We start from the raw sequence: 26,452 nt of genomic DNA, 5'->3' as shown, positions 1-26,452 counted from the left end.
ATTGTGCCGCCGGCGCGCGCCGCCCGGCCCCGGTCGCTGCATGCAGTCGGTTGTTCGTCGGCCTCTACGTCCCGGTGAAGCGCGGAGCTCGCTTCTCCTTGAATGCGGTCAGCGCTTCCGGCATGTCGGCGCATCGGGTCAGTAGCGCCTGCCCCCGGTTCTCCAACTCGAGCGCCGCCGCGTACGAGGTCACCTCCTGGTTACGCTGCAACGCGCGCTTCGACATCCGGATCCCGCCGGGCGAATTCGTCGCGATCGTCTCGGCCAGGGCGACGGCCTCGTCGAAGAGGGCCTCGCTCGGCACCACCCGGTTCGCCAGCCCGATCCGGACCGCCTCCTCGGCGCCGACGAAGCGCGCCGTGTACGCGATCTCCGCTGCCCGGCCCGGCCCGACAAGGCGGGTCAGTTGCCAGGAGGTGCCGAGTTCCCCGACGGACAACCCCACCTTGACGAAGGCCGCGTTGAACTTCGCGGTCGGGGCGACCAGCCGGATGTCGGCGGCGAGGGCGAGCGACATGCCGCCGCCGGAGGCAGCGCCGTGGACCGCCGCAATTACCGGGAACGGAAGATGCCGCAGCGCAGCAAGACCCCCGGTCGCGGTCTCCTGGAACTTCAGGAATTCCCGCACACCCATTTCGGTGATCACACTGATCTCGTCCAGGTCGAACCCGGCGCAGAACACCCGATCCCCCGCACCGCGGATGATCAGCGCCCGCGCATCGGTGTCACGCAATGCGTAGGCGGCGGTGTTGAACTCTTCGAACATCTTCACGACCATCGAGTTCATGCGGTCGGGGCGGTTGATCGTGAGAACGGCGATCTTGCCCTCGAGCACCTCGAGAGTGAGGGTCTCCAGCCGGGGTGGCTCGTAGTTGCTCAGCACGGACGTATTTTCCCGCGTATCCATCTGCGTCATGTCGATCACCGGCCCGTGAACTTCGGGCTGCGCTTGTCCTTGAATGCGGCCAGCGCTTCGGGCATGTCCTCACCGCGGGTGAGCAGCGCCTGGCCGCGGTTCTCCAGTTCGAGCGCCGCGGCGTAGGACGACACCTCCATGTTCGCGTGCAGTGCGCGTTTCGACAGCTGCACGCCGGCAGGCGAGTTCGCGCAGATCAGGCGTGCCATCGCGAGCGCCTCGTCGAGCAGCGAGTCGGCGGGAACCACCGCGTTCAGCATCCCGAGCGACTCCGCCTCGACGGCGTCGATGAATCGGCCGGTGTACGCGAACTCGGCGGCCCGCGCCGGGCCGATCAACCGGGTCAGGTGCCAGGAGGCGCCCAGGTCCCCGGCCGAAAGGCCGATTCGCACGAACGCCGCGTTGAACCGCGCGGCCGGCGAACCGATCCGGATGTCGGCAGCAAGGGACAGGGACAGTCCTCCCCCGGCCGCCGCGCCGTTGACCGCTGCGATCACCGGTACGCGGATGCTGCGGATCGCCGAGAGCGCGCGCGCCGCCAGCTCCTGCTGATCGAGCATTCCCATCGGCGTCAACGACGCCAGGTCTTCGGCATCGTCGAGATCGAACCCGCCACAGAACGCCTTGCCTGCTCCGGTGAGGATCAGCACCCGCAGGTCGTCCTCACGATCGAGCTGCAACGCCACTTTCTCGAGTTCGACGAACATCGTGTTCGTCATCGAGTTCATTCGTTCGGGACGGTTCAACGTCACGACGGCGATCCCGGGTTTGGGTCGCTCGAGCGTGAACGTTTCCCATGTCGTGGACTCGGTCACGGGTTCACTCCTTCTTCGGTCCGGCGGTTCCAGGTGGGCGCCGTGAGTTCGTGGGATCGGTCAGGCTTCGACGGGGGCGTGTCGTACCGCGCCGGAACGCAGCCATCGGTCGGTGCGGTCGGGGTCGATTCCCCAGTCGCTCAGGATCTCGGTGGTGTGTTCCCCCGGGCTCGGCGGACGGCGGTCCACGGCCGCCGCCGAGCGGCTGAACCGGGGCGCGGGGGCCGGTTGGACGAGTCCGTCGACCTCGACGAAGGTCCCGCGGGCGACATGGTGGGGATACGACGGCGCCTCGTCGACGTCGAGAACGGGCGCGATGCACGGGGTGTGTCCTTCGGCCGCGTCGAGCCACTCCGCGAGGGTGCGGCCCCGGACTGCGTCGGCGAACACCTTCTTCATCTGCGGCCATTGCGCGCGGTCGTTCTGATCCGGCAGATCGTCGGGCAGGCCCAGCAGGGCTACGAGGTCTGCGTAGAAGTGCGGTTCGAGGGCGCCGACCGAGAGCCATTTGCCGTCGGCGGTTTCGTAGGCGTCGTAGAAGGGTGCGCCGCTGTCGACGAGGTTCGTGCCGCGTTCATGGTTCCACGACCCGCTCTGCGTGAAGCCGAAGAACGGCGTTGCAAGGAGGGCGGCCCCCTCCACCATCGAGGCGTCGATCACCTGCCCAAGGTCCGAGCGTTGTCTCTCGTAGAGCGCAGACAGCACTCCCAGAGCGAGAAGCATTCCGCCACCGCCGAAGTCACCGACCAGGCTGAGCGGTGGGGTGGGCGGCTGACCGTGGCGTCCGATCAGCGAGAGGACTCCACTGAGGGCCACGTAGTTGATGTCGTGACCGACGTGCTGCGCGAGAGGGCCGTCCTGTCCGAAGCCCGTCATGCGGCCGTAGATCAGCCGCGGATTACGCTGGGCGCAGTCGTCCGGTCCGATCCCGAGCCGCTCGGTGACGCCGGGGCGGAAGCCCTCGATCAGGACGTCGGCGTCCGCTACGAGCGACAGCACCACCTCCGCTCCGTCCGGGTGCTTGAGATCGACAGCGAGTGAACGACGTCCCCGGTGCAGCAGTTCGGTCCGGAAATCTGCATTCGGCCCGACCAACCCCGCGCCGGTGGCACGGTCGATCCGCACCACGTCGGCGCCGAGATCGGCCAGCAGCATGGCGCAGAAGGGTCCCGGTCCGATCGAGCCGATCTCGACCACCTTCAGACCCGACAGCGGACCTGTGAACGAGCGTTTCGTGCCGCCCTGCGCCATTGCTGCACCTTTCCAAAATTTGGTCTGATAATAATACCTTCGAGGGATTCAGGGAAGGCTCCTGAGCACCCTGCAACTGCTCCGGTTCAGTCGCGGATCATGCTCGTCTCCGCCGAGCGGTCGGCAGCGCGCCCCGGTCGGGCCCGAGCCTGCGCACTGACCACCAACACGACGGACATCAGGACCACGGCACCACCGACGACCAGCACAGGAGTGACCGGCTCGGAAAGAACGGCGGACCCGAGAGCGACGGCCACCACCGGGTTCACGTACGTATGGGTAGCCACCAGGGCAAGCGGTGCATGGTGTAGCAGCCACGCGTATGCGGTGAATCCGACGACCGACCCGAAGACAACGAGGTAGCCGAACGCGCCCCAGGCCCGCAGCCCGATCTCGCCGGCGAAGCGCTCGCGGGTTACGGCCGACGCCAGGATCATTACCGCACCGGCCGCCATGAGTTGATACGTCGCGCCCACGTACACGTCCTGCGGCAGCCAGAGTCTCGGCTTGATCCAGGAGCCGAACGACCACGACAGGCTCGACAGCACGATGACCGCCACACCGATCAGCGGAAGGCTCGAACGCTCGCTACCGGTCGGGAGCATCAGCACGGCCAGGCCGACGAGGCCCACCCCGACGCCGGCCAGTTCGAGAGCTCGCGGGCGGTCGCCGGACACGGCACGGTAGATGCAGATCCACACGGGCACCATCGCCACGAGAAGCGCCGTCACACCGGAGGGCACGCCGTGCAACTGGCCGACCGACGTCAAGCCGTTTCCACACGCGAGCAGCAACACCCCGAGGAACGCGGCACCACCGGCCTCCCGCCGGGTGACGCGAAACCGCCTCCAGCCACCACGCACGGCGAGGAACACGGCCATCAGCAGGGCGGCGAGAAAAAATCGCGCACCCATCGAGCCGAGAGGTGGCACTTCCTCGATCACCAGGCGGATCGCGAGGTAGATCGAGCCCCAGATGAGGTAGACCAGCGACAGAGCGAGCGCGACCGCTCCGCGCCCGGCGGGCCCGGCCGGCACGGCGCTCAGGCGAAGCGCGGGACGCGCTTTTCGAGGAACGCGGTGATGCCTTCCTTCGCCTCCCCGCTCTCGAACAGGTCCTGCTCCTGGGCGACCTCGAAGGCGAAGCCCTCGTCGAGTGGAGTGTCGAAGGAGGCGTCGACGGTCCGGATGACGGCGCGCTGCGCGGGCAGCGACATCGTGCACAGCTCGGCCGCGAGGGCGAGCGCCGCGTCGGTCGCGCCGCCGGCCTCGACGAGCCGGTCGATCAGTCCGATCGCGTGGGCCTCGTCGGCGGGGACCTGGCGGGCGGTCAGCATGATGTCGAGCGCGCGGCCCCGGCCCACGAGCCGCGGGAGACGTTGGGTACCACCGGCCCCGGGGATGAGGCCGAGTTTGACCTCGGGGAGCCCGAATTTCGCGTCCGCACCGCCGACGCGCAGGGTGCAGGCCATCGCGAGTTCGAGACCGCCCCCGAGCGCGAGGCCGTCCACCGCGGCGATCGTGATCCGGTCGGCCGACGCGAGCCGGTCGAGTGCCCCGCGAAGCCGATCGCCGTAGGCGGTGAACGACTCCGCGTCCACGGACGACATGTGCTTGATGTCCGCCCCGGCGGCGAAGAAGCCGGGAATGTCCGAGTGGACGACGATTACCTTCACCGAGCCGTCGGCATCGGCGGCATCGAGCGCCGCGTTCAGACCATCGATGATCGGCAGACCCAGGGCATTCGCGGGTCGGCGCTGGAGCGTGACCGTCATGACGCCGGCGGCGACGTCACTCCATGCGACTGCGGGCGTAGCGGTTTCCGACATGCACACCATCCTGTTCGTGCCAGCAATGCTTCAACCATACTAATTGTTGGACCGAAAAGGAAGGGTCAGGGCCGCCGGGGGAACTTCTCGAACTCCGGCCGCCGCTTCGCCTTGAACGCCTCACGCCCCTCCCGGGCCTCGTCCGTGGAATAGAACAGCAGATTCGCATCGTGGGCGAGCTGCTGGATGCCGGCCATCCCGTCCTCCGCCGCATTGAAGCTCGCCTTCATCAGGCGCAGCGCGAACGGGGAGAGTTCGAGCATCTCGCGGCACCACTGGACGGTTTCGCGCTCGAGGTCGGCCAGCGGTACCACGGTGTTGACCAGCCCCATCTCCAAGGCCTGCCGCGCGTCGTACTGGCGGCACAAGAACCAGATCTCCTTGGCCTTCTTCACCCCGACCAACTCCGCGAGCAGACCCGCGCCGTACCCGCCGTCGAAGGAACCGACCTTGGGACCGACCTGCCCGAAGCGGGCGTTGTCCGCCGCGATCGTCAGATCGCACACCAGGTGCAGGATGTGCCCACCCCCGATCGCATACCCGGCGACCATGGCCACCACCGGCTTCGGCAGTCGGCGGATCTGGATCTGCAGATCGGTGACATGGAAGCGCCCGACACCGCCGGCCTTGCCCGGCTCGGTGAGGTAGCCGGTGTCGCCGCGTACCCGCTGGTCACCTCCCGAGCAGAACGCCTCGGACCCTTCCCCGGTCAGCACGATGGCACCGATCGACGAATCCTCCCGGGCATCGACCAACGCGTCGGAGATCTCCATCAACGTCTGCGGCCGGAACGCGTTGCGTACCTCGGGACGGCAGATCGTGATCTTTGCGATCCCGTCGCCGCTGTGCTCGTATCGGACGTCCTCGTACTCGCCGACCGAGGCCCATTCCACGAAATCCGTTGTATTGCAATAGTTCGTCACATCTCGATCATAGGCTCTTTTGCAAACGACCGTTAACGGACCGCAACGCACGACAGCGCGGCCGGATGGGTTCCGAACCGCGCTGTCGGGGAGAGAAGCGACCAAGGACCGTCACGCCATCGTGAGACCACCACTGACGGACAGGGTCTGGCCGGTGACGAACTCCGCCTCGTCGGAGGCGAAGAACGCCACGGCGGCGCCGATGTCGGTGGCCTTGCCGAGCCGCTTCATCGGCACCGCGCGGGTCATACCGGCGATCACCTTGTCGGCTTCCTGACCGGAGTTGTCGGCGAACTTGCGCAGGGCCGGGGTGTCCGTCGGTCCGGGGCACACCGTGTTGGCGGTGACGCCCTTCGTGGCGACCTCACGAGCGAGGGTCTTGGTGAACGCGATGATGCCGCCCTTGGCACCGGAGTACACCGCTTCGAGCGACGAGCCGACGCGCCCGGCGTCCGAACCGATGTTGATGACGCGCCCCCAGCCCCGCTCGACCATGCCCGGCAGGGTCGCCTGAATGACCCGCAGTTGCCCCTTGAAGTTGATCTCGAGAATCCGGTCCCAGAACGCCTCGTCGGTCTTCACGAACGGCATGAAGTCATCCCACCCGGCGTTGTTGACGACGATCTCGACGGGACCGAACTGCTCGGCCACCTGCTTGACCGCCGCCTGCACGGACTCGGTGTCCGTCACGTCGACCGGGACGGCCATTGCCTGGCCTCCGGCCTCGCGGATGGCGCCCGCGGTCTCCTCGGCGGCCTCGAGGTTGAGGTCGGCGACCGCGACGCGGAAGCCCGCGGCCCCCAGCGCATCGGAGATTCCCTTGCCGATGCCCTGCGCGCCGCCGGTGACGAATGCGACTCGATTGCTCATGATTTCACTCCGTATTGTTGGTTCTGATGTCGAAGTCGTACCGGGGACGAGGGCGTCAGCGCACGCCCGCGGCCCACTGGATCGGGCCGGCCACGATCGAGTGGCTGGTGAGCTTGCGGCCCAGCACCTGCTGGGCCTCGCGAGCGGCGTCGATGACCCGGCCGAGGTCGAGGCCGGTCTCCACACCCATTTCGTGGAACATGCCCACCAAATCCTCGGTGGCGATGTTGCCCGTCGACCCCACCGGGACGGGACAGCCGCCCAGTTCCCCGAAACTCGACTCGAAGCTCGCGCATCCCGCCTCGAGCGCGGCGAACGCATTCGCGAGGCCCTGACCGCGGGTGTTGTGGAAGTGCGCGGTGACCTCGATGCCGGGCAGACGTTCGATGGCCGCGGCGAAGAACTGCGAGGCATAGGCCGGATTGCACATGCCGGTGGTGTCACCGAAGCCGATCTCCGTGGCTCCGGATTCGGCGAATCTCTCCGCCAGGTCCAGCACCCGCTTCAACTCCACCTTGCCCTCGAAGGGACATCCGAACGACGTCGCGATGACCGCGGCGCAGTGCAGGCCCTCGGCGACGATCCGGCGAGCCATGACGTCGTTGTCCGCCATGGTTTCGTCGACGGTGCGGTTGACATTTTTCTTGTTGTGGGTCTCGGACGCGCTGACGAAGATCGCGACCTCGTGGAAGGTGTCGCGTACCTTCAGCGCATTGTCCAGGCCCTTGCTGTTCGGCACGAGGACCATCAGCTTCACATCGTCGGGCACGTCGATGCGGCTGAGCACCTCCACCCCGTCCGACAGCTGCGGGATGACGTCGGGCCGCACGAAACTGGCGACCTCGATCCGCTTCAACCCGGCGCGGCCGAGGGCGTTGATCAGCCGCACCTTGTCGTCGGTGGGGATGGTCTCCGGCTCGTTCTGGAAGCCGTCGCGCGGACCGACTTCTCGGATCTGTACCCGCTGGGGACGCGTCATGGCGTTCACTCCTCGTTTCCGCTCGCTCCGCTACGAAGCAAGGTCGTGCTCGGTCAGTGCGATGTCCAGGTGCTCGCGATGCTCCGGGGCTGCGACCGCGATCATTCGTCGGGCCCGTTCCGTGAGCGAACAGCCCCGCAGTTCGGCGACGCCGTGCTCGGTGACGAGGTAGTCCACGTCGGTGCGCGCCGTGGTGACGGACCCGAACTCGAGGGCCGGTTTGATCGACGAGCGGCCGCGCGCGGTGGACCGCAGCGCGATGACCGAGCGGCCACCGGTCAGGGCCGCGGCCCGGGAGAAGTCCACCTGCCCGCCGACCGCGCCGACATAGGCGGCTCCGGCCTGCTCCGCCCCCACCTGCCCGGTGAGGTCCACCTCGATCGCCGAGTTGATCGACACGAGCGAGGTCAGCTGCGAAAGCACCTGCGGCGCATGGGTATAGCTGGCGGGACGGAACTCCACCGGCAGGTGCGGCAATCGCTCGTACAGGGTCGCCGTGCCCAGCGCCGCTCCGGTGACGTGGCGTCCGATGTCGATCTGTTTGCGCGCACCGGTCAGCACGCCCTTGTCGATCAGCCGCAGCACCGCATCGGAGATCATCCCGGAGTGCAGGCCGAGGTCCCGATGTCCTTCCAGGGCCGCCAGCACCGCCGAGGGCAGCGTCCCTACGCCGATCTGGATGGTGTCTCCGTCCTCGACGAGGCCCGCGACGTGCCGGGCGATCGCCGTCTCGACGGCGGCGGGCTCACGGTCGGGCGCTTCGAGCAGCGGCCGGTCGGTCTCGACGACCGCCGCGAACCGCGACAGCGGGATCACCGGTGCACCGTGGGTGCTCGGCATGCGCTGATTGATCTCGGCGATCAGGATGGGGGTGTGCGCGAGGGCGTCGGCAATGTAGTCGACGCCGACGCCGAGCGAGCAGTTGCCGTCGGCGTCGGGCGGGGCGACCTGCACGAACCCGACGTCGCACGGCAGGCGGTGCTCGGCGAACAGTCGGGGCAATGCCCCGTAGTGGCAGGGCACGACCTCGAGCCGGTCCCGTCGGCTGAGCCGGCGTAGTTCCCCGAGCCCGCCGTAGGAGACGACGGACAACTCGTCCGGGGTCTGATCGGTGAGCCGGCGGTCCCAGGTCAGTCCCACGAACGCCCGGACCGCGCCGATCGACGGGAGCTGGTCGAGCAGGGCGTGGACGAGCGGGGTGGGTTCCGCGCTCGTCTGGCTCCACCAGATTCCGTCGCCGGCCCGGACGTGGGGCGTGAGGTCGATCATCAGTCGATCCGTTGGATCAGGGTGGCGGTTCCGAGTCCGCCGCCGCAGCACATGGTGACCAGCCCTGTCTCGGCGTCGCGACGTTCGAGTTCGGCGACGATCGTCGCGATGAGGCGGGCGCCGGTGGCGCCGACCGGGTGTCCGAGCGCAATGGCGCCACCGTTGACGTTGACCCGGTCCATGTCGGGCTTGAGCTCGCGCTCCCAGGCCAGAACCACAGAACTGAACGCCTCGTTGATCTCGAAGAGGTCGATGTCGTCGATCGTCATCCCGTTGCGGTCGAGCAGCTTCTGGGTTGCCGGGATCGGGCCGGTGAGCATGATGATGGGATCGACTCCGACCGTGGTCTGGTCGAGGATCCGGGCGCGGGCGCGCAGACCGTGGGTCTCGACCGCGTCCCGGGAGGCGAGCAGGACACCGGCCGCGCCGTCCGAGATCGGCGACGAACTGCCGGCGGTGATCCGGCCGTTCTCCCGGAACGCGGTCTTCAGACCGGCCAGAGTCTCCAGGCTCGTGCCGGGCCGGACGGTCTGGTCGGTTCTGCGGAGCTCGCCGGCGAGCTCGAGGGGGATCATCTCTTCGTCGAACCGCCCGGCCTCGATGGCCTCGGTCGCCAGACGGTGCGAGCGGACGGCGAATTCGTCCATCTCCTGCCGGGTGATGCCCCACCGGTCGGCGATGAGCTCGGCGCTCTCGCCCTGGTGCACGAAGTCGTACTTCTCGCGCAGCTCGGCCGGCCACGGATCGCCGTAGAGCTCGGAGATCTTGGCCGGGGAGTTGATCGGCACGTGGCCCATGTGCTCGACGCCGCCGGCGACGACCAGGTCGTGCGTGCCGGACCCGACAAGGGCGGCACCCATCTCGACCGCGGTCTGTGCGGAGCCGCAACGGCGGTCGAGGACGACGGCCGGCACCTCGGGCGGGTATCCGGCCTGCAGCCATGCGTTGCGGCCGATGTTGCGGGACTGCTCCCCGAAGGGCGCGGTGCAACCGACGACAAGATCCTCCACCGCGGCCGGCTTCAGACCGCTGCGGCGGATCAGATCCGTGTAGACCGCGCCGAGCATCTCGTTCGGATGCGTATCGCGGAACCATCCGCGCTCGGCGTGGGATCGGCCCATCGGGGTGCGGGCCGCTTCGGCGATGATCACTTCGCGCGCGGAGCGCCGGAACGGGTTGGTCGTGTTGGTCATCAGATCACCGTTCCACCGTCGACGGGCAGCACCTGGCCCGTGATGTACGAGGCGCCGTCGGAGGCGAAGAACACGAAGCTGGCCGAGATCTCGTTCGGCTCGGCCCAGCGCCTCAGCGCGACACGCTCGAGGGTTTTCGCCGCGAGCTTGTCGTTGCTGCGAATGTTCTCGGTCATCGGTGTGGCCGCAAGGGGCGCAATGGCATTGACGGTGACCTGCTTGCGGGCGAGCTCGCGGGCCAGCGACTTGGTCAGGCCGATGATGCCCGCCTTGGCCGCCCCGTAGTTGGCCTGGCCGATCGTGCCCTGCAGGCCGGCGGCGGAGGTGACGTTGATGATGCGCCCGGTGCCGTCCTCCGGCAGGTAGGGCAGTACGGCCTTGCTGCACACGTAGCTGCCGACGAGGTGGATGTCGACGATGCGGCGGAAGTCGTCTTCCTCGAGATTCGCGAACATCGCCGGTGCGATGGCCCCGGCGTTGTTGACCAGGATGTGGACGACGCCGCCGCCGAGGGCGGCGGCCTGTTCCGCCGCCGCGGCGGCCTGGGCGGTGTTGCGGACGTCGAGCACAGCGGCCTTGGCGGTACCGCCGGCGGCGGTGATCTCCGCGGCGACGGCGGCGGCCGCGTCCTCGTCGACATCGGTGACGAGGACGGCGGCGCCGGCGGCGGCGTATGCGTGCGCCACGGAGGCGCCGATTCCGCTGCCCGCGCCGGTCACGAGGGCGGATCTTCCGGTGAGTTCGAACATCAGTAGCTCCTGGGAAGGCCGAGCACGTGCTCGCCGAGGTAGTTGAGAACCATTTCCTGGCTCAGCGGCGCGATGCGCGTCAGGCGCGCCTCACGGAAGTAGCGCGCGACGTGGTATTCCTCCGAGTAGCCCATGCCGCCGTGGGTCTGCAGGGCGCGGTCGGCGGCCTGGAAGCCGGCGTCGGCGCACAGGTACTTGGCCATGTTGGCCTCCCGGGCGCAGGGGCGGCCGTTGTCGTAGAGCCAGGTCGCCTTGCGCAGGACGAGCTCGGCGGCGTCGAGGTGGGCGAGGGAGTCCGCGAGGGGGAACTGGATGCCCTGGTTCATGCCGATCGGGCGGCCGAACACCTCACGGTCGGTGGCGTACTGGGTGGCGCGGTGCAGGGCGGCACGGCCGATGCCGAGGGCCTCGGAGGCGACGAGCATCCGTTCCGGGTTGAGCCCGTCGAGGATGTACTTGAAGCCCTTGCCCTCCTCGCCGACCCGATCCTCGACGGGGATCTCGAGGCCGTCGATGAACAACTCGTTGGAGGTGACGGCGTTGCGGCCCATCTTCTTGATGGGGCGGATCTCGACCTTCGAGCGGTCCAGGTCGGTGAGGAAGAGCGTGAGACCGTCGGTCTTCTTCGTCACGTCCTCGAACTTGGTGGTGCGGGTGAGCAGGAGGATCTTCTCCGACTCCATCGCCTTCGAGATCCACACCTTGCGTCCGTTGACGATGTACTTGTCGCCGTCGCGCCGCGCGAAGGTGGTGATCTTGGTGGTGTCCAGGCCCGCGCCGGGCTCGGTGACCCCGAAGCACACGTGCAGGTCTCCATTGACAATCCGCGGCAGGGTGCGCTGCTTGAGTTCCTCGGAGCCGTGCACGATCACCGGGTGCATGCCGAAGATCGACAGGTGCATCGAGCTCGCGCCGTTCATGCCGGCGCCCGACGCGGCTACTTCCTGCAGCAGGATCGAGGCCTCGGTGATGCCCAGGCCGTGTCCGCCGTACTCCTCGGGGGTGGTGATGCCCAGCCAGCCGCCCTTGGCGAACGCGTCGTAGAACTCCGTGGGGAATTCGTGGGCGGCATCCTTGTCCACCCAGTACTGCTCGTCGAACTTGCCGGCGAGTTCTCGTACCGCATCTCGGATCGTTGCCTGATCCTCGGTCAGATCGAAGTCCACAACACAGTCCCGTCGTCGTCGCTACCGTTTGGCATTAAGTTACTAAAGGACAGACCATTTAGTCAACGGTGGGTCACCCGGCCGCCGGCAGCAGAGGCAGCTCCCGAGCGAGACGCTCGTTCCACACCTCCGGGCTCCCGAACAGCTTCTCGTCGAGCTTGGCGCGCTTGTAGAACAGCTGCAGGTCGTGCTCCCACGTGTAGCCGATGGCACCGTGCATCACGAGCGCACTGTCCGCGGCCTGGACCGCACTACGGGTCACCTGCGCCTTCGCGATCGCAGCATGCATCGCACCCTCCTCGAGACCGAGATCCACCGAGGCCGCGGCATAGTAGGCGATCGACCGAGCAGCCTCCACGGACACGAGAATCGTGGCGGCGGCGTGCTTGACCGCCTGGAACGAACCGATCGGCACACCGAACTGCTGGCGCGTGCGGCTGTAGTCCACCGCCAACCGGAGCATCCGCTCCATCGCGCCGAGCGCGTCCGCCGAGACGAGCACGGCCGCGCGCAACCCCGCGTCGGCCAGCGCGGCCGGCGCGTCGACGTCGAGGCGCTGCGCGACGACGTTGTCGAACCGGACGTCGGCCGCGCCCCGGGACGGATCGAGGAAACGTCGCGACGTGACCGTGACGCCCGGGTCTGCGACCCGAACGAGGTAGAGGGCTGTTCCGTCGCCGTCGTCGGCGGGCACGACGAGGCGGGCGGCCCGTTCGGCGCCGAGCACGGCGGACACGCGACCGGTCAGCGCCCCTCGCTCGTCGGCGCGCACGGCGTCGCGGAGTCCGAGGGGACGTCCGGAATCGACTGCCAGGGCCGCGAATTCACCGTTTCCGAGCAGCTCGTCGACGACATCAGGGGGCAGCAGGGGGGCCGCAAGCACCGACGCGGTCCATGCGCTCGCCGGCGCGGCGTGCCGCCCCAGAGCCTCGGCGGTCAGCGCGAGTTCGAGCAGACCGCCGCCCTGGCCGCCCATCTCCTCTGGCAGGCCGGCCGAGAACCACCCTTCCTCCACGAACCTGCGCTCGAATTCTGCGGGGTCACCCGATTCGTCCCACTTGCGGACGTTCGCGGGTGCCGCATACCGCTCGAGCCAGCCCCCGAGGGCTTCGGTGAACATTTCTTGCTCTTCTGACAGCTCCCAACGCATGGAACTGGTCCTCTCGATGAGTCGGGGAATACCCTGCAGGATGAATGCAGCGAGAATTCGATGGTATATTAGGTCTGACCGTTAGACCAGAGAGGCGGGGAGTCATGTCACCAGCCGCACCGAGCACCACCCGGAACGGACGTTCCTCCATCCAGCTGACTCCGATGGAGGTTCCCAAGGCCTCGGATGTCCTCGCCAACGAGCTGCGCGAACGCATCCTCAGCGGGGAATACACCGAAGGGACCCCGCTACCCCCGGAACGCGAACTCGTCGTCCAGACGAAGATGAGCCGCACCACGGTCCGCGAAGCCCTGCGCATCCTCGAGGTACAAGGCCTGGTACGCATCAAGGCGGGACGCGCCGGGGGTGCCTTCGTCCAGCGGCCCGGCGAGAAGTCGATGGCCGACACCGTGGCGCTGCTCATTCGAGGACGCCAGATCCGACTGGGCGCGCTACTCGAAACGCGCGAGGCAATCGAACCGTTCTGCGCACAACTGGCTGCCCGCCATCGAACCGACGAAGACCTCGCCCGCCTCGACGCCGCGAACAAGGACATCGCGGCCGCCGGCGACAAGCTCGACGCGTTCCTCCAGGCCAACGTCGACTGGCACATCGCCGTCGCCAGCGCGAGCCACAACGAACTGCTGTCGGGGCTGATGATCTCGCTGTCCCGCGCCATCTACGCCGCCACCGAGAACGAGGGCTTCATCGACGAGAAGGTCCGCGAGATCACCGTCAAGGCCCATCGCTCGGTCACCAAAGCGATCCGAGACCGCGACCCCGACGCCGCGGTCCGTCGCATGAGCCGGCACGTCCACTCGTACGCCGAGTCGATCCGGGAGTTCGAAGAACGCACCGACATTCCACTGGACCAGGAGCCCTGAGCCACGCCTCGGTCCAGGACTGAGAGAGTCCCTCTTCCCGAACGAAAACGATGGCCGCCCATACCGCTTCGGCATGGGCGGCCATCGCATTTGCCTACGCCCGTAGGGCACCCACCTCGGTACCGGTCACCACGGCGCGGATCTCCTCCACCGCCTCCGGGTTCTCGGCACCGGACAGGTCACCCGGATCGGTGCCCAACGCCGCCGCCCGCACCGCGCGGCGCAGGATCTTCGCCGACCGCGTCTTCGGCAGACGCGACACCCGGTGAACCACGCTGGGCGCGAACGGCTTACCCAGCTCCGCGGCCACACTGGCCGCCAGCTCACCCGAAATGTCCGCCCCGTCCGCGTCCGCGCGGGGCACCCAGAACGCCCAGACCGTTTCCCCCTTCTTCGGGTCCGGGACACCGACCGCGGCGGCCTCCGACACGGCCGGGTGCGCGGTCAGGACCGCCTCGACCTCCGCCGGGGCCAGGCGCTTGCCGGCCACGTTCATGACGTCGTCGGACCGACCCCGGATGTACCACTGCCCGTCACTGTCGACAAGCGCATAGTCCCCGTGCCGCCACATACCGGGGAAGGTCGACCAGTACGCTTCGAGGTAGCGCTCCTCGTCCTTCCACACCCCGCGGGTCATCGACGGCCACGGCTGCCGGCACACGAGCTCACCCTGTTCACCGCGCAACGGACGCCCGGCGTCGTCGACGACGTCCACATCCATCCCCAGCGACGGACCGCCCAACGAGCAACTGCGGATCGGCTCCACCGGATACGGCGCGAGAAACGATCCCCCGACCTCGGTACCGCCGGAGAAGTTGATGATCGGGACACGGCCACCGAACACCTCCCGTGCGAGCCACTCGTACGAGTCCGGGTTCCACGGCTCGCCCGTCGACCCGATCGTGTGCACCGAGGACAGGTCGTACCGCGCGGCGATCTCGCTTCCCTGCCCGCGCAGCGTCCGGATGAGGGTCGGAGAAACACCGAGCATCGTCACCCGATGCCGTTCGGTCAGCTGCCACAGCCGGTCCCGGTCCGGTACGTCCGGTGAACCCTCGTACAGCAGCAACGTCCCACCGTTGGCATGCGTGCCGACGATCGACAACGGACCCATGATCCAGCCCATGTCGGTGATCCAGCAGAACACCCCGCCCGGCTTCAGATCGAACGAGTACGCCACTTCGCTCGCCGTCTTCACCAGGAACCCGGCGTGAGTGTGGACCGCCCCCTTGGGCTTACCTGTCGTGCCGGACGTATAAGCCAACGCGAACGGCTCGGAAGCGTCCATCGCCTCGATTGGGACCACGCCACCGCTCGCGAGCAACCCGGCCCACGAAATCTCGTGCTCACCCGACACCGTTCCGGCACCGAGGTTGTCGACCACGACCACCGACTCCACCGTGGGGCAGGTCTTCAGGGCCTCGGCGAGGGCCGGCTTCATCGCGACCGACTTGCCCCGGCGGACGGTGCCGTCCGCGACGACCACCACTTTCGCATCCGCATCCTGAATACGGGACGCGATCGCACTGGGAGCAAACCCCGAGAACAGCGGCACCAGAACCGCACCGAGCCGGGCGACCGCGTACACCGACACGACCGCCTCGGGAACCATGGGCAGGAACAAGGCGACGGCGTCGCCTCGACTCACCCCCAGCTCCCGCAGTCCGGCGGCCGCACGCTCCACCTCCGCCCCCAGTTCGCGATACGTCAAGGTGCGGACAGTTCCGTCTTCAGCCTCGTGCACGACGGCGAGCCGGTCGGCCGCCACCGGATCGGTGATCCAGCGCTGCAGGCAGGCGTCGACGACGTTCGTCCTTCCGCCGACGAACCAGTCGGGGTGCTCGATGCCGCGTGCGGTGTCGAGCACGTCGCGATACGGCACCTGGAACGGCAATTCCAGATCACGGACCACCGCATCCCAGTACCACCGCACGTCGGCGACGGAACGGGCACGCAACTCGTCCAGGCCGCCGAGGCCGTGGGCGCGGGCGAGCCGGGTGACGTTGGCGTTGTCGACGTAGTCGGCGGTGGGGACCCACATGTAGTCGGACATGGTCAGCTCCTCGGCATCTCGAGCATGCGCTCGGCGACGATGTTGCGCTGGATGAAGGTCGAACCACCCGCAATGGCGGTGCCGCGCGCCTGATACGCCAGCCGAAGCCAGCGTGACGTTCGCTGCTGCTCGTCCTCCAGTGCGAACTGGCCGCCGGCGGGCTCGAGGGACAGCCGGAAATCCGCCAGTTCTTCGACGAGCGGGCAGAAGAACAACTTGCCGATCGATGTCACCGGGCCGGGTGGGCCGTCGTTCGCCGCCGCAGTGATCACGCGCTGGCCGATGAGATAGTGCACGAGCGCGCGTCCGTAGAGGTCCGCGACTTTCTGCCGGATCACCGGATCCGCGCCGAGCGGGCGGCCCGACTCGTCGGTCATCTCTGCGATGTCATCGACGATGTCGTCGACGGCGCGTTTGGTGTTGACCCGGCCGGTGGCGATCGCCACTCGCTCGTAGGCGAGCGTGCCCATGGCCACCTTCCACCCGCCGTCGACGTCGCCGACGACGAGGTCGTCGGGGAGGAACACGTCGTCGAGGAAGACCTCGTTGAATTCGGCCTCACCGAGCATGTGGGCGAGCGGGCGAACCGTGATTCCCTCGCTGTCCATGGGAACCAGGAAGAAGGTGATGCCCTTGTGGCGTGGTCCCCCACCCGTGCGCGCGAGCAGGATGGCATGAGCTGCGATGTGCGCTCGGCTGGTCCAGATCTTCTGCCCGTTGATCTTCCATCCGCCGTCGACCTTCGTGGCCTTGGTGCGCAGTGACGCGAGGTCGGACCCGGCCTCCGGTTCGGAGAACAACTGGCACCAGATTTCTTCACCGGTGAGGATCGGGCGGAGGAACCGTTCCTTCTGAGCTGGGGTGCCGAAGTCGATGATGGTGGGTCCGGCGAAGTCCTCACCGATCGTGTTGAGTCGCTCCGGCGCACCCACGCGATCCATTTCCTCGGTGAAGATCGCTTTGCGGATGGGGTCGGCGGCCTGGCCGCCGTACTCCTTCGGCCACGACATTCCTCCGTAGCCGGCATCGAAGAGCAACCGCTGCCATTGCCGCCAGAACGGGACCTTGTCGACCAGATCCACCGGTTCCGGCCAGGGCAGTGTCGCGACTGCCTTTTCGGCCCATTCTCGGACTTCTGCGCGGAACCGGGCTTCGTCCGGGGAATCAGCGAGCTCCATAGAACCCCTCCTCACGTATTTAGGCCAAATGATACTATAGGTCAGGCCAAAAGAGGAGGGCCCTGATGACAGAACCGCTCCACTCCGGCGAGGTGGACCGAGCCGAGTACGACGTCGAGCGCGGCAAGATCCGCGAGTTCGCCCGCGCGACATTCACCACCGATCCCGTCCACACGGACCGGAATGCCGCCCAGGCAGCCGGATTCACCGAGGTGCCCGCGACCCTCACCCACACGGTCGTCGCCGGGCATCAGCGCGAGCAGCGCAAGTTTGTCGAGATGCTCGGCCTGGCGCTCGAGCGAGTGGTTGTCGGCTCGGTGAAATGGACATATCTGCGACCACTGAGTGCCGGCGACCATGTCGTCGGCACCCGGCGCATCGTCGACGACGTGCAGCGCGAGGGTAAGCGCGGCGGATCGATGCGCGTCGTGACGCTGGAGACCGAGTACGTCGATGCCGACGGTGATCCGGTGGTGCGACTGGAGGAAGTGCTGATCGAGCGAGGAGAACAACGATGAGAGCACCCGTGAAGGCCCCCATCGGCACGGTCACCGACATGCGCGTGGTCGGCCCGATCACTCAGACGGACATCGTGCGATTCGCCGGCGCCGGAGGCGACTTCAATCCTTTGCACCACGATCCGGAGTTCGTTGCGACGTCGGGGTTTCCGGGCGTCATCGCGATGGGCCAGATGCAGGCCGGGATACTGGCCGGCTGGCTCTCCGACACATTCGGTGTCGAGCACGTGCGTTCCTTCGGCGTTCGATTCGTCGCCCCGGTCTTTCTGGGCGACACCCTGACCGTCGGTGGGACGATCACAGCGATCACCGAGATCGACGGGGAGGCGCGGGCCGAGCTCGACCTGGTCGTCTCCGGAGCGAAGGGGCCGGTCGTCACCGGTTCGGCGACGGTTGTCGTCGCCGAAGTCTGACAGCTCGCTGACCCGGATTCCGAGGCCGCGTATTCGGCGATCACTCGGCGAGCACGAATCAACCCCCTGTCCTCCCGGGATGCCGAACATTCTCGGAAGGCGGGTACGGACGAGTCGACGCGAGAGCGGGATGAGCGCGGCGACGTGCCCTGCCGCGTCGTGACGGCCGGGGTGGGTCTCGTGGTCGGGAACGCAGTGGCGGTGTGTGCCCGCTTATCGCCCGTCGCACGAGCCGTCCCGCACGGCCGCCGTCGGCGCACCCGAGACTCGATGCCCGAGAACCGGTCCCGCAGCGTGCCCCATCCTCGGTGTGCGCCGTCCCGGTCCCGGATCCTGCAGGAGTGGACATCACCGCCGACAGCAGCCTGTTCGTGCCAGGGTGAGGTGTCGTGTACGGCGGTCGGTCCGGTCCCGGTGTCGTAGGCGCGGCTGTCACCGGGCACGGTGTCCGCGCCCGGCACCGACTGTGAGTCGCGGATCGTCGCCGTCAGAGGGGGCGCACGGCCGTCGGTGGCCCGGATCCACCCTTCCAGGACGTCGTGGATCCGCAGCCCCGCCCCGGCCCGCACGCAGCAAGCGACGATCGCGTACACCGTCGTCGCCGGCGGGCAATTCCACCTGCAGCCACCGCCACGCGATCACACCCGCACCACGTAGCGATTATAGCGAGTACCGAACGAAGACAGCGCGTCTCGGTCCCGTTCGCCCATGCCCGGCGGGGCATCGGCGGCGCGCAACGCCACCGGGTAACGGTGACGGCGGGTACACCGCACCCGGGCGCCGCGGCGGGATCAGGCAGGACGGGCACGACGCGATGAGCGCAGGTGAACTCCCGGTCGGGTCGTGACGTACGCACTCTTCGGCCTACCAGGAGTTCACCTGCTTCTCACGCTTCACGTGCACCGGGCACCGACTGCCCGGGCTTTCAAGATGCACTCTCGTCACCGAGTGCGGATTTCGACGACATCTCCGCCTCGGCTCACCCGAACGGCACCTCGACACGTGGACGAGACCGGATCATCCCAGGTCGACGCGTGCCCGTTCCGGAGAGCCGGCAGCCAACTCTGCCGCGATGCGCTTGCGGAGGAGGTGTTTCTGAATCTTCCCGGTTGCGGTCATGGGCAACTCGGGGACCACCTCGACGCGTTCAGGTGTCTTCTGGATCGCAACTCCCCGCTCCAGCAGATAGTTGCGGAGATGGTCCAGAGTAGGAGCATTCTGCTCCTCCTTGGGCACCACGTAGCAGCACACCTTCTCCCCGAGTCGCTCGTCGGGCATCCCCACCACAGCCAGAGCGAGGATGCCGGGATGATCGGCCAACTTGTCCTCGACCTCACGCACACTGATGTTCATGCCGCCGCGGATCACGATGTCTTTGGTTCTGCCGGTAACCCGGACGAATCCGTCGGCATCCATGACTCCGAGATCGCCGGACCTCGAGAATCCCTCGGGGGTAAACAGTTCCGCGGTGTCCTCGGGCCGGTTCAGATACTCGATCATATGCGAGGGCCCGCGATAGGCGATGTCACCCTCACTCCCCCGGGCCACCTCGAGGCCGTCCTCGCCCACAACCTTGACCTCTGCACCCGGCAGCGCGGCACCGTCGGAGGTGACAGCCCGGCTCGGATCGTCCTCGATGGTGCAGGTCGTCGTGGTGAGATTCTCACTCCTCCCGTACAACGACAGGATGGCGGTGGTGGGCAGGTCGGACTTCGCCTTCTCGACCACGGCCGCTGGAATCGGGGAGCCGGCGCACACCCACACCCGGAGGGAGGAGAGATCGGCGTCCGGATCCGCGTCGGCCGCAGCCAACAAGGTCTGCAGGAACGTGGTGGCCGTGACCGCGGCCGTACATCCGAACTTCTTGATCTCGGCCAACCCGCGCCCGGGGTCCCACTCCGCCATGATGTGGGTCGCCGCACCGCTGAGCAGAGGGATGAGCACACTGGTGACGAGCCCTGTGGTGTGGGTGATCGGGGACGGCCCGAATTGGACATCCGCCTCGGTGTGCCCGAAGGCCGTCTTCAGTGCACGCGCGCCCGACGCGTAGGTGTTGAAGGTGTGCAGGCAGCCCTTGGGACGTGAGGTGGTTCCGGAGGTGTACACGATGACGAACGGATCGTCGGGATGGGCACGAAAGTCGAGTTCCGTGTCGATGGCCTCAGGTTCGGCGTCCACGACCAGGTTCTCGAGCACCTCGATGCCCCGCTCGGCCAGTGTCCGACGGTGCTCGGCCGAAGCGCGCACCGCGATGATCGTCTCCAGCGTCTGCGACGATCGCCGGATACCGTCGAACATCGCCACATAGTCGAAGCCCTTGAACTGTGCCGGGGCGATTGCCATCCGGATCGAGGCGTCGGCGACAACGTGGGACACCTCATCCGTCCGGTAGATCGGCATGATCGGCACCGTCACCACGCCCAGCCGCGCGAGCGCAGCTGCAACGACGACGAACTCCCCCCAATTGGGCAGTTGAACGGCGACACGGTCGCCGGCCCGGAGCCCTGTTCGGTGGAGGCCGAGCGCCAGTCGCTGCGACTTGTCGTAGAGCTGCGAGAAGGTCAGCTCCTGCGCGCCGTCGGTGACGAAGATCTTGTCGGGACTGCTCTCGGCACGTGTCCGCAGAAGCTCGGTGAAGTTCTCGTCGGCCCATTGGCCACTGGCATAGAACTCCTCTATCTGCTGGGGGGTGTATCGGCCGAGGCTTCGTTCGCGCGTCATGGGAGGATTCCGTCCTTCTTGCTCTGCCACACGTTTACGTAAAGATTAGAATGGTTAGACCGAAGTAGCAAGCATCTTCGACGACATTCGCGAGCGCTCGTCGCACCCGCCGGCCGATCGGTAAACGAAGGGGCCCAGAGATGTTCGTCATCGGTGACGCACTGCTCAAACGATGTCGCATGCCGTCCGCAGCAGGAGATTTCCGGAGCCCGGCATCGACCGCGATGCCGCTACCACCCGACAGCCCCGGCCGCCGAGCCTCCTCCAGCGAGCACATCCCCGCTCGGCCATCCGGTGGCCCATCCCTCGATCCCGTCACCGAACATGCAGCCGGTCCCCGTCGACGACGGAGCCCCAGGAGCCAGCCGTGGAATCCTCATCGCATTTTCCACACCGGCGAACGTTTTTCACGGAAAGCCGTGACACCTTCGACGAGATCCTCCGTGGTGAATGCCAGGGCTAGTTGAGACTGCAGCGTCGCAAGTGCGTCCGGCAGCGACATGTCACGAGTGTTGTCGATGGCATCCTTGCCCAGGCGCATCAGCAGCGGTGACTTTCCGGCCAGTCGGCGCGCCCACGCACACACCTCCGCATCGAAGTCGCCGTCCGGAAACACGCGATTCACCAGTCCCAGTTCGCGAGCCTCTGCGGCGGTGAGCTTCTCCCCATACATCATCAGCTCATTGGCCTTGAGCCGGCCGACGTTCCGGTAGATGAGCGCGGAGATCATGAACGGGAAGACACCGACGTTGATCTCCGGACACCCGAAGTGCGCCGACTCCTTCGCCAGTACGAAGTCGCAGGCGAGCGCGAGCCCGAACGCGCCCGCGAGCACGTCGCCACCGGCCGCACAGATCACCGGCTTGCCGAGACCACCGATGAGGCGGTACAGCCGCGGGAAGCGGTCCAGACCCGCATACTTGACGATCGTCGGGGTGTCGCTCGCGAACGCCTTCAGGTCGCCACCCGCCGAGAAGATCTTCTCGTGCGACGAGGCCAGCACGACCACCCGCACGTCGCTGTCGTCCCGCGCGCGCTCGAGCGCGGCCAGGAGTTCGTCCAACAGGTCGTCGGACAAAGCGTTGCGGGTTTCCGGGCGGTCGAGAGTGAGGACCGCGACGTGCTCGTCGACGTCGTATCGCACGGGGTGAGCCATACCACCCATCCTTCCAAATTGGTCTTACCATTCGACCCTAGCGTCGCATCCGAGTCGAGACAAGAGCCGAGCGCGGCGATTTCCACCAAGGGGGTGACGAGATTGGACTGACCATATACATTGGAGGTAAGCCACAGACGGCGGCCGGACGTCCTGGCGATGCACCTCTCTATACTGTGGGATGTGTCACAGGGAGGCGCGACGCCGCCGCCGTCCGTGTGGCCGCCGCGGCGCAAGGAGTAGTGAGTGGTCATTTCGACGAGTTCGTTCGAGCTTGCCGAGCAGGCACTTGCAGAACTGCAGGAACTACTCGGAAGCGAGCCGAACCTGATTCGCCTGGCCAGTGGCGAACCCGACCCGACAGCGATCCGCGCATTCGCAGCCCGCACACTCCGGGAGGGCGCCGACTCCCCCGAGCAGGCGGTGCGGCTCGCCGAACTCGTAATGCGACTCGACGCCGCCGAACATGACGCCATCTCGCGTCGCCTGCGCGTACACACCGAGCAGTTCGAGGCGCTCCAACACGCGGTGCGCACCATCGACGCCGGAGCCGACCAGATCGCACGGACCGTGACACAGGAACTGTGCACGAACCTCGGATACGCCAAGGCGATGTTCTCCGTCGTCCGCGGTTCCATCTGGTCACCCATCGCGCTCGCCGTGCATCCGGAGCTGACAGGGGATTTCCACCCACTTCTCGAGGCCATCGACGGCCGGGAAATCTCCCTGCGGGAAGCCCCGCGGGAAGCCGAACTGGTTCGGCGCCGCCGACCGTACGCAGTGGATGCGGCCGACACCTATCGGCACACGTACCGCCCCCTGATCGACCTGTCGCGCCCGGCGGGGTACATCGCCGTTCCCGTCGTCGTCGGCTCCCGCGCAGTGGCGATGATCCACGTCGACCGGCAGAGCGACGGACTGTCCGACACCGACGTCCACATCGTCGGCGCGCTCGCCGCCGCGTGCGCCTCGTCGAAGGAACGCGCCGACCTGCGGCAGCAGATCCATACGCGCAACGAGCACGTCGAGGCCGAGATCCAACGTCTCACCCGGGCCCTGCGGCACCTCGAACAGGCACCCGTCACGATGCCGGAACTCGGGACCCGTGACCTGTCCCGCTCCGACGTAGCGGCCCTGGAGAGGGGGCCGCAGGACCCGGGCGTTCCGCGCGCGCAGTCGCTGACCACCCGTGAGCGCGAAGTGCTCACCCTCATGGCCACCGGGGCGACCAATGCGGCAATCTCCCGGCGGCTCTGCATTTCCGACGGCACCGTCAAGAGTCATGTCCAGCGGATCTTCAAGAAGCTCGGGGTATCGACGCGCGCCGAGGTGGCAGCGCTGTACGCCAACGCCAAGACGGTGACCGGTGGCGCCTGACGTACCCGAAGCGCATACACATCCGGACATGAACACCGGGGACGCCGCGTTCGATCGCGCCATCGCGGACATCCTCACCGACATGCGCACCGCCACCCCCGAGCGCGCAGCCGAACTCGGCCGGCGCCTCGTCGATCTTCTCGATCGCAGAAAGACCCTCGCGGAGAAACGGACCGCCGAGATCGGCGCACTTGCGTCAGCCATCGATCGTGCCGTCCACGCCCTGGACGATGCCGCCTCGAGTGAGGAACTCATGCGACGCGCGTGCGAGCGTGTCGCCGAACTCTGCTCTGCGCGGAAGGTCCTCCTGTCTCGGCTCGAGGGAGATCGAATCGTTCCCGTGATCTCCTTCAGCACCGACCCCGACACGTCGCCGTCGCTGCCCCCGGGGTTCGACCTCGTGTCGGGCTCTCCCGAAGCGCATGCGCTCGCGACGAACACGGTCACGGTGAACGACGTGGTTCCCGAGTCGATTCGGGAAGCCATGGGCAACAATGGTTTCTCTATCGTTCCCATCGTCGTCGACGGGAACACGACTGCGCTCGTGCACGTCGCTGCAATGTTGGACGGCCCACGACGCCACGCGCTGAGCGTGTTCGCCCGAATGCTCGGCGGTTGCTTCGAGCGGGTCGGCCTCGAATCGCGTCGCGAACGCCAGGACCTTCTTCTCCGCGACAGCGCCCGACGGTGGAGCAGCACCATCGACTTCGACGCGCTGCCCCCACGCGGCGCGGCCGACAACGCGCCGCCCTCCACGGAACACGACACCGCGGACCGACGCGTGCTCGATCCGCTCACCGAGCGCGAAGCGGACGTCGTTCGGCTGATTCTCACCGGTGCGTCGAACGCCGCGATCGCCACCGAACTGGTCATCACCGTCGACACGGTCAAGTCGCATGTGAAACGCATCCTCCGAAAACTGGGCGCTACCAACCGCGCCGAACTGATCGCGAAATATCAGTCCACCCCCCGGTGACGCCCCGGCACCGACACCGTGACCCGACCCGGCCTGGCGGGCCCGACAAGGCAGGCCCACCGAGCCGCGTCGTCAGGCGTCCGAAGCCGGAACGGTCACTGTGACGGTCTCCACGTCGGGGGTCAACACCAGCTGGCAGGCGAGGCGAGAGCACGGTTGGACGCCGTCGAGAAACTCGAGAAGGTCCTGCTCCTCTGCCGTCGGCTCCCCGAACACCGCAGCGGAGTCCTCGTCCACGTACACATGGCAGGTCGCGCACGAGCAGCTGCCCCCGCATTCGGCGACGATGCCGGGAAGGTTGTTGCGTACCGATCCGTCCATCACGCTCTGGCCGGCAGGGACGTCGACAGATGACGTCGAGCCGTCCGGAAGCTGGTACACGACAGTAGGCATGGCGATCTCCTTCAGGTTGATCGGTGAACATCTGCGCGGCCGTCTCGGGTGCGGGACGTCGCCCCCAGGAAGGTGCGGCCGCGTTCTCCATGACCGAAATTGTGTCGCCGGTCACTGGCCACCCGCATCACCACATCGACCGATAACACCCCTCACAGAGGGTGAAAGTTGCAGCAGGACCACCCCCCGGACAGCAGAGTGACCGGGCACACATCCCCCGTTAGGTGGAGAAGTTTCGTTCGATGGTGTGATGCCCCTCACTCTTGCGGCTGACAGGCTGAACTCACTCCAGTCGGCGTGAGCGCCACGACGTACGGCGCCACCTCTCACTGCACCACGAAGGGGAAATCGATGAGCACTACAGAGCAGGTCACGGAGCTGATCCCGGACACCGTCGCCCGGCAGATCGTGCTGCCCGAAGGGCACCGGGACAACGACGCGTTGTTCGAGGCCTACCGCTGGCTGCGTGAGAACAACCCGCTCGGCCGCGCCGTGGTCGAGGGATACGACCCGCTGTGGCTGGTGAGCAAGCACGCCGACATCATGGAAATCGAGCGCCAGCCCGACATCTTCACCAGCGCAGGCGGCGACGACAAGGGGTCCGTCAACCCGATCCTGGCGAACCAGGCCGGCGACGAGTTCACCAAGAGCATCAACAACGGCAGTCTCCGCATCCTCGAGACCCTCACCTACCTCGATCCGCCGGAGCACACCGAGATCAAGGACATCGCGATCGACTGGTTCCGGCCGACCAACCTCGCGAAGTGGGAAACCGTCATCCGTGACCTTGCCAAGGCGTCCGTCACCCGGCTCCTCGAGACGGACGGACGGATCGACTTCGTCAAGGACTTCGCCCTCCACTACCCGCTGCACGTCATCATGAGCCTGTTCGGGGTGCCCGAGGAAGACGAACCCCGCATGATGGCCCTGACGCAAGAGTTCTTCGGGACGGCCGACCCCGATGCCGTCCGTGAGGATGTCGAACCGCTCACCCCGGACGCCGCCGCCAAGCAGTGGGTGGCCACGATCCAGGACTTCTACGCGTACTTCGAACGGCTGCTCCAGGATCGCCGCGCCAATCCTCGAGACGACCTCGCCACGATCATCTCCTCGGCCCGCGACAAGGACGGCGAGTACTACCCGAACGAGATGGCCTACGGTTGGTTCATCGCCATCGCGACCGCGGGCCACGACACCACCTCGAGCACCCTCGCGGGCGGCATGCTCGAGCTCGGCCGCAACCCGGACCAGCTCGCCAAGGTGAAGGCCGACCTGGCGCTCGCTCCGCACCTTGTGAACGAGTCGCTGCGCTGGGCCTCGCCGGTCAAGCACTTCATGCGTCAGGCGACGCAGGACTACACGCTGCGCGGCCGCGACATCAAGAAGGGCGACCGCTTCATGCTGCTGTACCAGTCGGGCAACCGCGACGCGGAGGTCATCCCCGACCCCGATCGCTTCGACATCACCCGCCGGCCCAACAAGCACATCGCCTTCGGCTACGGTCCGCACATGTGCATCGGCCAGCACCTGGCGAAACTGGAACTGCGCATCATGTTCGAAGAACTGCTCCCCCACATCGAGTCCCTCGCGCTGGTGGACGACACGAAGATGATCCAGACGAACTTCGTGGGCGGGCTCAAGAACATGCCCGTCCAGATCGAGTTCACCGGGTAA

General features: G+C 67.2%; 24 protein-coding genes. 6 read left to right on the top strand and 18 right to left on the bottom strand.

From position 1 onward, the window contains the following. Positions 1-64: 64 nt before the first annotated feature. The 13 genes from QNA09_RS02735 to QNA09_RS02675 all read right to left on the bottom strand — a co-directional run bounded on the left by QNA09_RS02735 (position 65) and on the right by QNA09_RS02675 (position 13,109). Positions 65-916, bottom strand: a complete 852-nt coding sequence (locus tag QNA09_RS02735) for an enoyl-CoA hydratase/isomerase family protein (protein ID WP_119700271.1) — start codon at positions 914-916, stop codon at positions 65-67. Positions 917-921: 5 nt separating this feature from the next. After that, positions 922-1,731, bottom strand: coding sequence for an enoyl-CoA hydratase/isomerase family protein (locus QNA09_RS02730; protein WP_119699422.1), 810 nt, complete (start codon positions 1,729-1,731; stop codon positions 922-924). Positions 1,732-1,791: 60 nt separating this feature from the next. Then, positions 1,792-2,982, bottom strand: a complete 1,191-nt coding sequence (locus QNA09_RS02725; protein WP_119699421.1) for a CaiB/BaiF CoA-transferase family protein — start codon at positions 2,980-2,982, stop codon at positions 1,792-1,794. Positions 2,983-3,068: 86 nt separating this feature from the next. Further along, the gene (locus QNA09_RS02720; RefSeq protein ID WP_119699420.1) at positions 3,069-4,019 is read right to left on the bottom strand and encodes an EamA family transporter; all 951 of its coding nucleotides are present in this window, start codon (positions 4,017-4,019) and stop codon (positions 3,069-3,071) included. 5 nt (positions 4,020-4,024) lie between these two features. Next, a complete protein-coding gene (locus QNA09_RS02715) occupies positions 4,025-4,810 on the bottom strand; it encodes an enoyl-CoA hydratase/isomerase family protein (RefSeq protein WP_119700270.1) in 786 nt (261 codons plus the stop codon). Positions 4,811-4,875: 65 nt separating this feature from the next. Beyond that, complete coding sequence (menB, locus tag QNA09_RS02710) at positions 4,876-5,733, bottom strand: 1,4-dihydroxy-2-naphthoyl-CoA synthase (RefSeq protein ID WP_119699419.1); 858 nt, start codon at positions 5,731-5,733, stop codon at positions 4,876-4,878. Between the two features lie 111 nt (positions 5,734-5,844). Then, complete coding sequence (locus QNA09_RS02705) at positions 5,845-6,603, bottom strand: SDR family NAD(P)-dependent oxidoreductase (protein WP_119699418.1); 759 nt, start codon at positions 6,601-6,603, stop codon at positions 5,845-5,847. 55 nt (positions 6,604-6,658) lie between these two features. Further along, positions 6,659-7,582 carry a hydroxymethylglutaryl-CoA lyase gene (locus tag QNA09_RS02700; protein ID WP_119699417.1) on the bottom strand — a complete coding sequence of 308 codons (924 nt, stop codon included), beginning with the start codon at positions 7,580-7,582 and terminating at the stop codon, positions 6,659-6,661. A 30-nt stretch (positions 7,583-7,612) separates the two neighbouring features. Next, complete coding sequence (locus QNA09_RS02695; RefSeq protein ID WP_119699416.1) at positions 7,613-8,851, bottom strand: acetyl-CoA hydrolase/transferase family protein; 1,239 nt, start codon at positions 8,849-8,851, stop codon at positions 7,613-7,615. Then, a complete protein-coding gene (locus QNA09_RS02690; protein ID WP_119699415.1) occupies positions 8,851-10,044 on the bottom strand; it encodes a thiolase family protein in 1,194 nt (397 codons plus the stop codon). Before QNA09_RS02690 ends, QNA09_RS02695 begins: the two co-directional genes overlap by 1 nt. Beyond that, complete coding sequence (locus QNA09_RS02685) at positions 10,044-10,793, bottom strand: SDR family NAD(P)-dependent oxidoreductase (protein WP_119699414.1); 750 nt, start codon at positions 10,791-10,793, stop codon at positions 10,044-10,046. Before QNA09_RS02685 ends, QNA09_RS02690 begins: the two co-directional genes overlap by 1 nt. Continuing rightward, on the bottom strand, positions 10,793-11,959 hold the full coding sequence (locus QNA09_RS02680) for an acyl-CoA dehydrogenase family protein (RefSeq protein ID WP_119699413.1): 1,167 nt from the start codon (positions 11,957-11,959) through the stop codon (positions 10,793-10,795). Before QNA09_RS02680 ends, QNA09_RS02685 begins: the two co-directional genes overlap by 1 nt. A gap of 73 nt (positions 11,960-12,032) precedes the next feature. Beyond that, a complete protein-coding gene (locus QNA09_RS02675) occupies positions 12,033-13,109 on the bottom strand; it encodes an acyl-CoA dehydrogenase family protein (protein WP_119699412.1) in 1,077 nt (358 codons plus the stop codon). 164 nt (positions 13,110-13,273) lie between these two features. Between QNA09_RS02675 and QNA09_RS02670 the strand changes: the two genes are divergently transcribed. Further along, on the top strand, positions 13,274-13,993 hold the full coding sequence (locus QNA09_RS02670; RefSeq protein WP_119699411.1) for a FadR/GntR family transcriptional regulator: 720 nt from the start codon (positions 13,274-13,276) through the stop codon (positions 13,991-13,993). A 94-nt stretch (positions 13,994-14,087) separates the two neighbouring features. Here QNA09_RS02670 and QNA09_RS02665 read toward each other — a convergent pair whose 3' ends face one another. Both QNA09_RS02665 and QNA09_RS02660 read right to left on the bottom strand, forming a co-directional pair. Then, positions 14,088-16,046: an AMP-binding protein gene (locus tag QNA09_RS02665; protein WP_119699410.1), complete on the bottom strand. Its 1,959-nt coding sequence runs from the start codon at positions 16,044-16,046 to the stop codon at positions 14,088-14,090. A 2-nt stretch (positions 16,047-16,048) separates the two neighbouring features. Continuing rightward, on the bottom strand, positions 16,049-17,224 hold the full coding sequence (locus tag QNA09_RS02660) for an acyl-CoA dehydrogenase family protein (RefSeq protein WP_119699409.1): 1,176 nt from the start codon (positions 17,222-17,224) through the stop codon (positions 16,049-16,051). A 65-nt stretch (positions 17,225-17,289) separates the two neighbouring features. Here QNA09_RS02660 and QNA09_RS02655 point away from each other — a divergent pair, with 65 nt between their 5' ends. Further along, on the top strand, positions 17,290-17,742 hold the full coding sequence (locus QNA09_RS02655; RefSeq protein ID WP_102031068.1) for a MaoC family dehydratase N-terminal domain-containing protein: 453 nt from the start codon (positions 17,290-17,292) through the stop codon (positions 17,740-17,742). Next, complete coding sequence (locus tag QNA09_RS02650) at positions 17,739-18,155, top strand: MaoC family dehydratase (RefSeq protein ID WP_102031069.1); 417 nt, start codon at positions 17,739-17,741, stop codon at positions 18,153-18,155. The genes QNA09_RS02655 and QNA09_RS02650 overlap by 4 nt, the downstream gene beginning before the upstream one ends. 1,017 nt (positions 18,156-19,172) lie before the next feature. Here QNA09_RS02650 and QNA09_RS02645 read toward each other — a convergent pair. Next, the gene (locus QNA09_RS02645; RefSeq protein ID WP_119699408.1) at positions 19,173-20,876 is read right to left on the bottom strand and encodes an AMP-binding protein; all 1,704 of its coding nucleotides are present in this window, start codon (positions 20,874-20,876) and stop codon (positions 19,173-19,175) included. A 376-nt stretch (positions 20,877-21,252) separates the two neighbouring features. After that, on the bottom strand, positions 21,253-22,032 hold the full coding sequence (locus tag QNA09_RS02640) for an enoyl-CoA hydratase/isomerase family protein (RefSeq protein WP_102031072.1): 780 nt from the start codon (positions 22,030-22,032) through the stop codon (positions 21,253-21,255). 246 nt (positions 22,033-22,278) lie between these two features. Between QNA09_RS02640 and QNA09_RS02635 the strand changes: the two genes are divergently transcribed. After that, positions 22,279-23,409, top strand: a complete 1,131-nt coding sequence (locus QNA09_RS02635) for a LuxR C-terminal-related transcriptional regulator (protein WP_102031073.1) — start codon at positions 22,279-22,281, stop codon at positions 23,407-23,409. 28 nt (positions 23,410-23,437) lie between these two features. After that, positions 23,438-24,385 (top strand): helix-turn-helix transcriptional regulator, encoded by a 948-nt coding sequence (locus QNA09_RS02630; RefSeq protein WP_102031074.1) that lies wholly within the window; start codon positions 23,438-23,440, stop codon positions 24,383-24,385. Positions 24,386-24,457: 72 nt separating this feature from the next. Here the strand turns inward: QNA09_RS02630 and QNA09_RS02625 are convergent, their stop codons facing one another. Then, positions 24,458-24,778 carry a 2Fe-2S iron-sulfur cluster-binding protein gene (locus QNA09_RS02625; protein ID WP_102031075.1) on the bottom strand — a complete coding sequence of 107 codons (321 nt, stop codon included), beginning with the start codon at positions 24,776-24,778 and terminating at the stop codon, positions 24,458-24,460. A 351-nt stretch (positions 24,779-25,129) separates the two neighbouring features. On the opposite strand from QNA09_RS02625, the gene QNA09_RS02620 reads away from it, so the two are divergent. Further along, positions 25,130-26,452: a cytochrome P450 gene (locus QNA09_RS02620; protein ID WP_102031076.1), complete on the top strand. Its 1,323-nt coding sequence runs from the start codon at positions 25,130-25,132 to the stop codon at positions 26,450-26,452.

It is taken from the genome of Rhodococcus sp. AH-ZY2 (genome assembly GCF_030916465.1).
In the GTDB taxonomy this organism is placed as follows: Bacteria; Actinomycetota; Actinomycetes; order Mycobacteriales; family Mycobacteriaceae; genus Rhodococcus; species Rhodococcus ruber.
Note: the sequence above shows the minus strand (reverse complement) of the source record. Positions and strands in the feature narration are given on the sequence as shown.

Excerpts from the sequence above, each read along its gene's own strand:
- QNA09_RS02640 (WP_102031072.1), bottom strand. The coding sequence starts at position 22,032 with ATGGCTCACCCCGTGCGATACGACGTCGACGAGCACGTCGCGGTCCTC.
- QNA09_RS02695 (WP_119699416.1), bottom strand. The coding sequence starts at position 8,851 with ATGATCGACCTCACGCCCCACGTCCGGGCCGGCGACGGAATCTGGTGG.
- QNA09_RS02715 (WP_119700270.1), bottom strand. The coding sequence starts at position 4,810 with ATGTCGGAAACCGCTACGCCCGCAGTCGCATGGAGTGACGTCGCCGCC.
- QNA09_RS02735 (WP_119700271.1), bottom strand. The coding sequence starts at position 916 with ATGACGCAGATGGATACGCGGGAAAATACGTCCGTGCTGAGCAACTAC.
- QNA09_RS02690 (WP_119699415.1), bottom strand. The coding sequence starts at position 10,044 with ATGACCAACACGACCAACCCGTTCCGGCGCTCCGCGCGCGAAGTGATC.
- QNA09_RS02660 (WP_119699409.1), bottom strand. The coding sequence starts at position 17,224 with ATGGAGCTCGCTGATTCCCCGGACGAAGCCCGGTTCCGCGCAGAAGTC.
- QNA09_RS02620 (WP_102031076.1), top strand. The coding sequence starts at position 25,130 with ATGAGCACTACAGAGCAGGTCACGGAGCTGATCCCGGACACCGTCGCC.
- QNA09_RS02700 (WP_119699417.1), bottom strand. The coding sequence starts at position 7,582 with ATGACGCGTCCCCAGCGGGTACAGATCCGAGAAGTCGGTCCGCGCGAC.
- QNA09_RS02645 (WP_119699408.1), bottom strand. The coding sequence starts at position 20,876 with ATGACGCGCGAACGAAGCCTCGGCCGATACACCCCCCAGCAGATAGAG.
- QNA09_RS02665 (WP_119699410.1), bottom strand. The coding sequence starts at position 16,046 with ATGTCCGACTACATGTGGGTCCCCACCGCCGACTACGTCGACAACGCC.
- QNA09_RS02670 (WP_119699411.1), top strand. The coding sequence starts at position 13,274 with ATGGAGGTTCCCAAGGCCTCGGATGTCCTCGCCAACGAGCTGCGCGAA.
- QNA09_RS02630 (WP_102031074.1), top strand. The coding sequence starts at position 23,438 with ATGAACACCGGGGACGCCGCGTTCGATCGCGCCATCGCGGACATCCTC.
- QNA09_RS02675 (WP_119699412.1), bottom strand. The coding sequence starts at position 13,109 with ATGCGTTGGGAGCTGTCAGAAGAGCAAGAAATGTTCACCGAAGCCCTC.
- QNA09_RS02705 (WP_119699418.1), bottom strand. The coding sequence starts at position 6,603 with ATGAGCAATCGAGTCGCATTCGTCACCGGCGGCGCGCAGGGCATCGGC.
- QNA09_RS02655 (WP_102031068.1), top strand. The coding sequence starts at position 17,290 with ATGACAGAACCGCTCCACTCCGGCGAGGTGGACCGAGCCGAGTACGAC.
- QNA09_RS02650 (WP_102031069.1), top strand. The coding sequence starts at position 17,739 with ATGAGAGCACCCGTGAAGGCCCCCATCGGCACGGTCACCGACATGCGC.
- QNA09_RS02625 (WP_102031075.1), bottom strand. The coding sequence starts at position 24,778 with ATGCCTACTGTCGTGTACCAGCTTCCGGACGGCTCGACGTCATCTGTC.
- QNA09_RS02725 (WP_119699421.1), bottom strand. The coding sequence starts at position 2,982 with ATGGCGCAGGGCGGCACGAAACGCTCGTTCACAGGTCCGCTGTCGGGT.
- QNA09_RS02685 (WP_119699414.1), bottom strand. The coding sequence starts at position 10,793 with ATGTTCGAACTCACCGGAAGATCCGCCCTCGTGACCGGCGCGGGCAGC.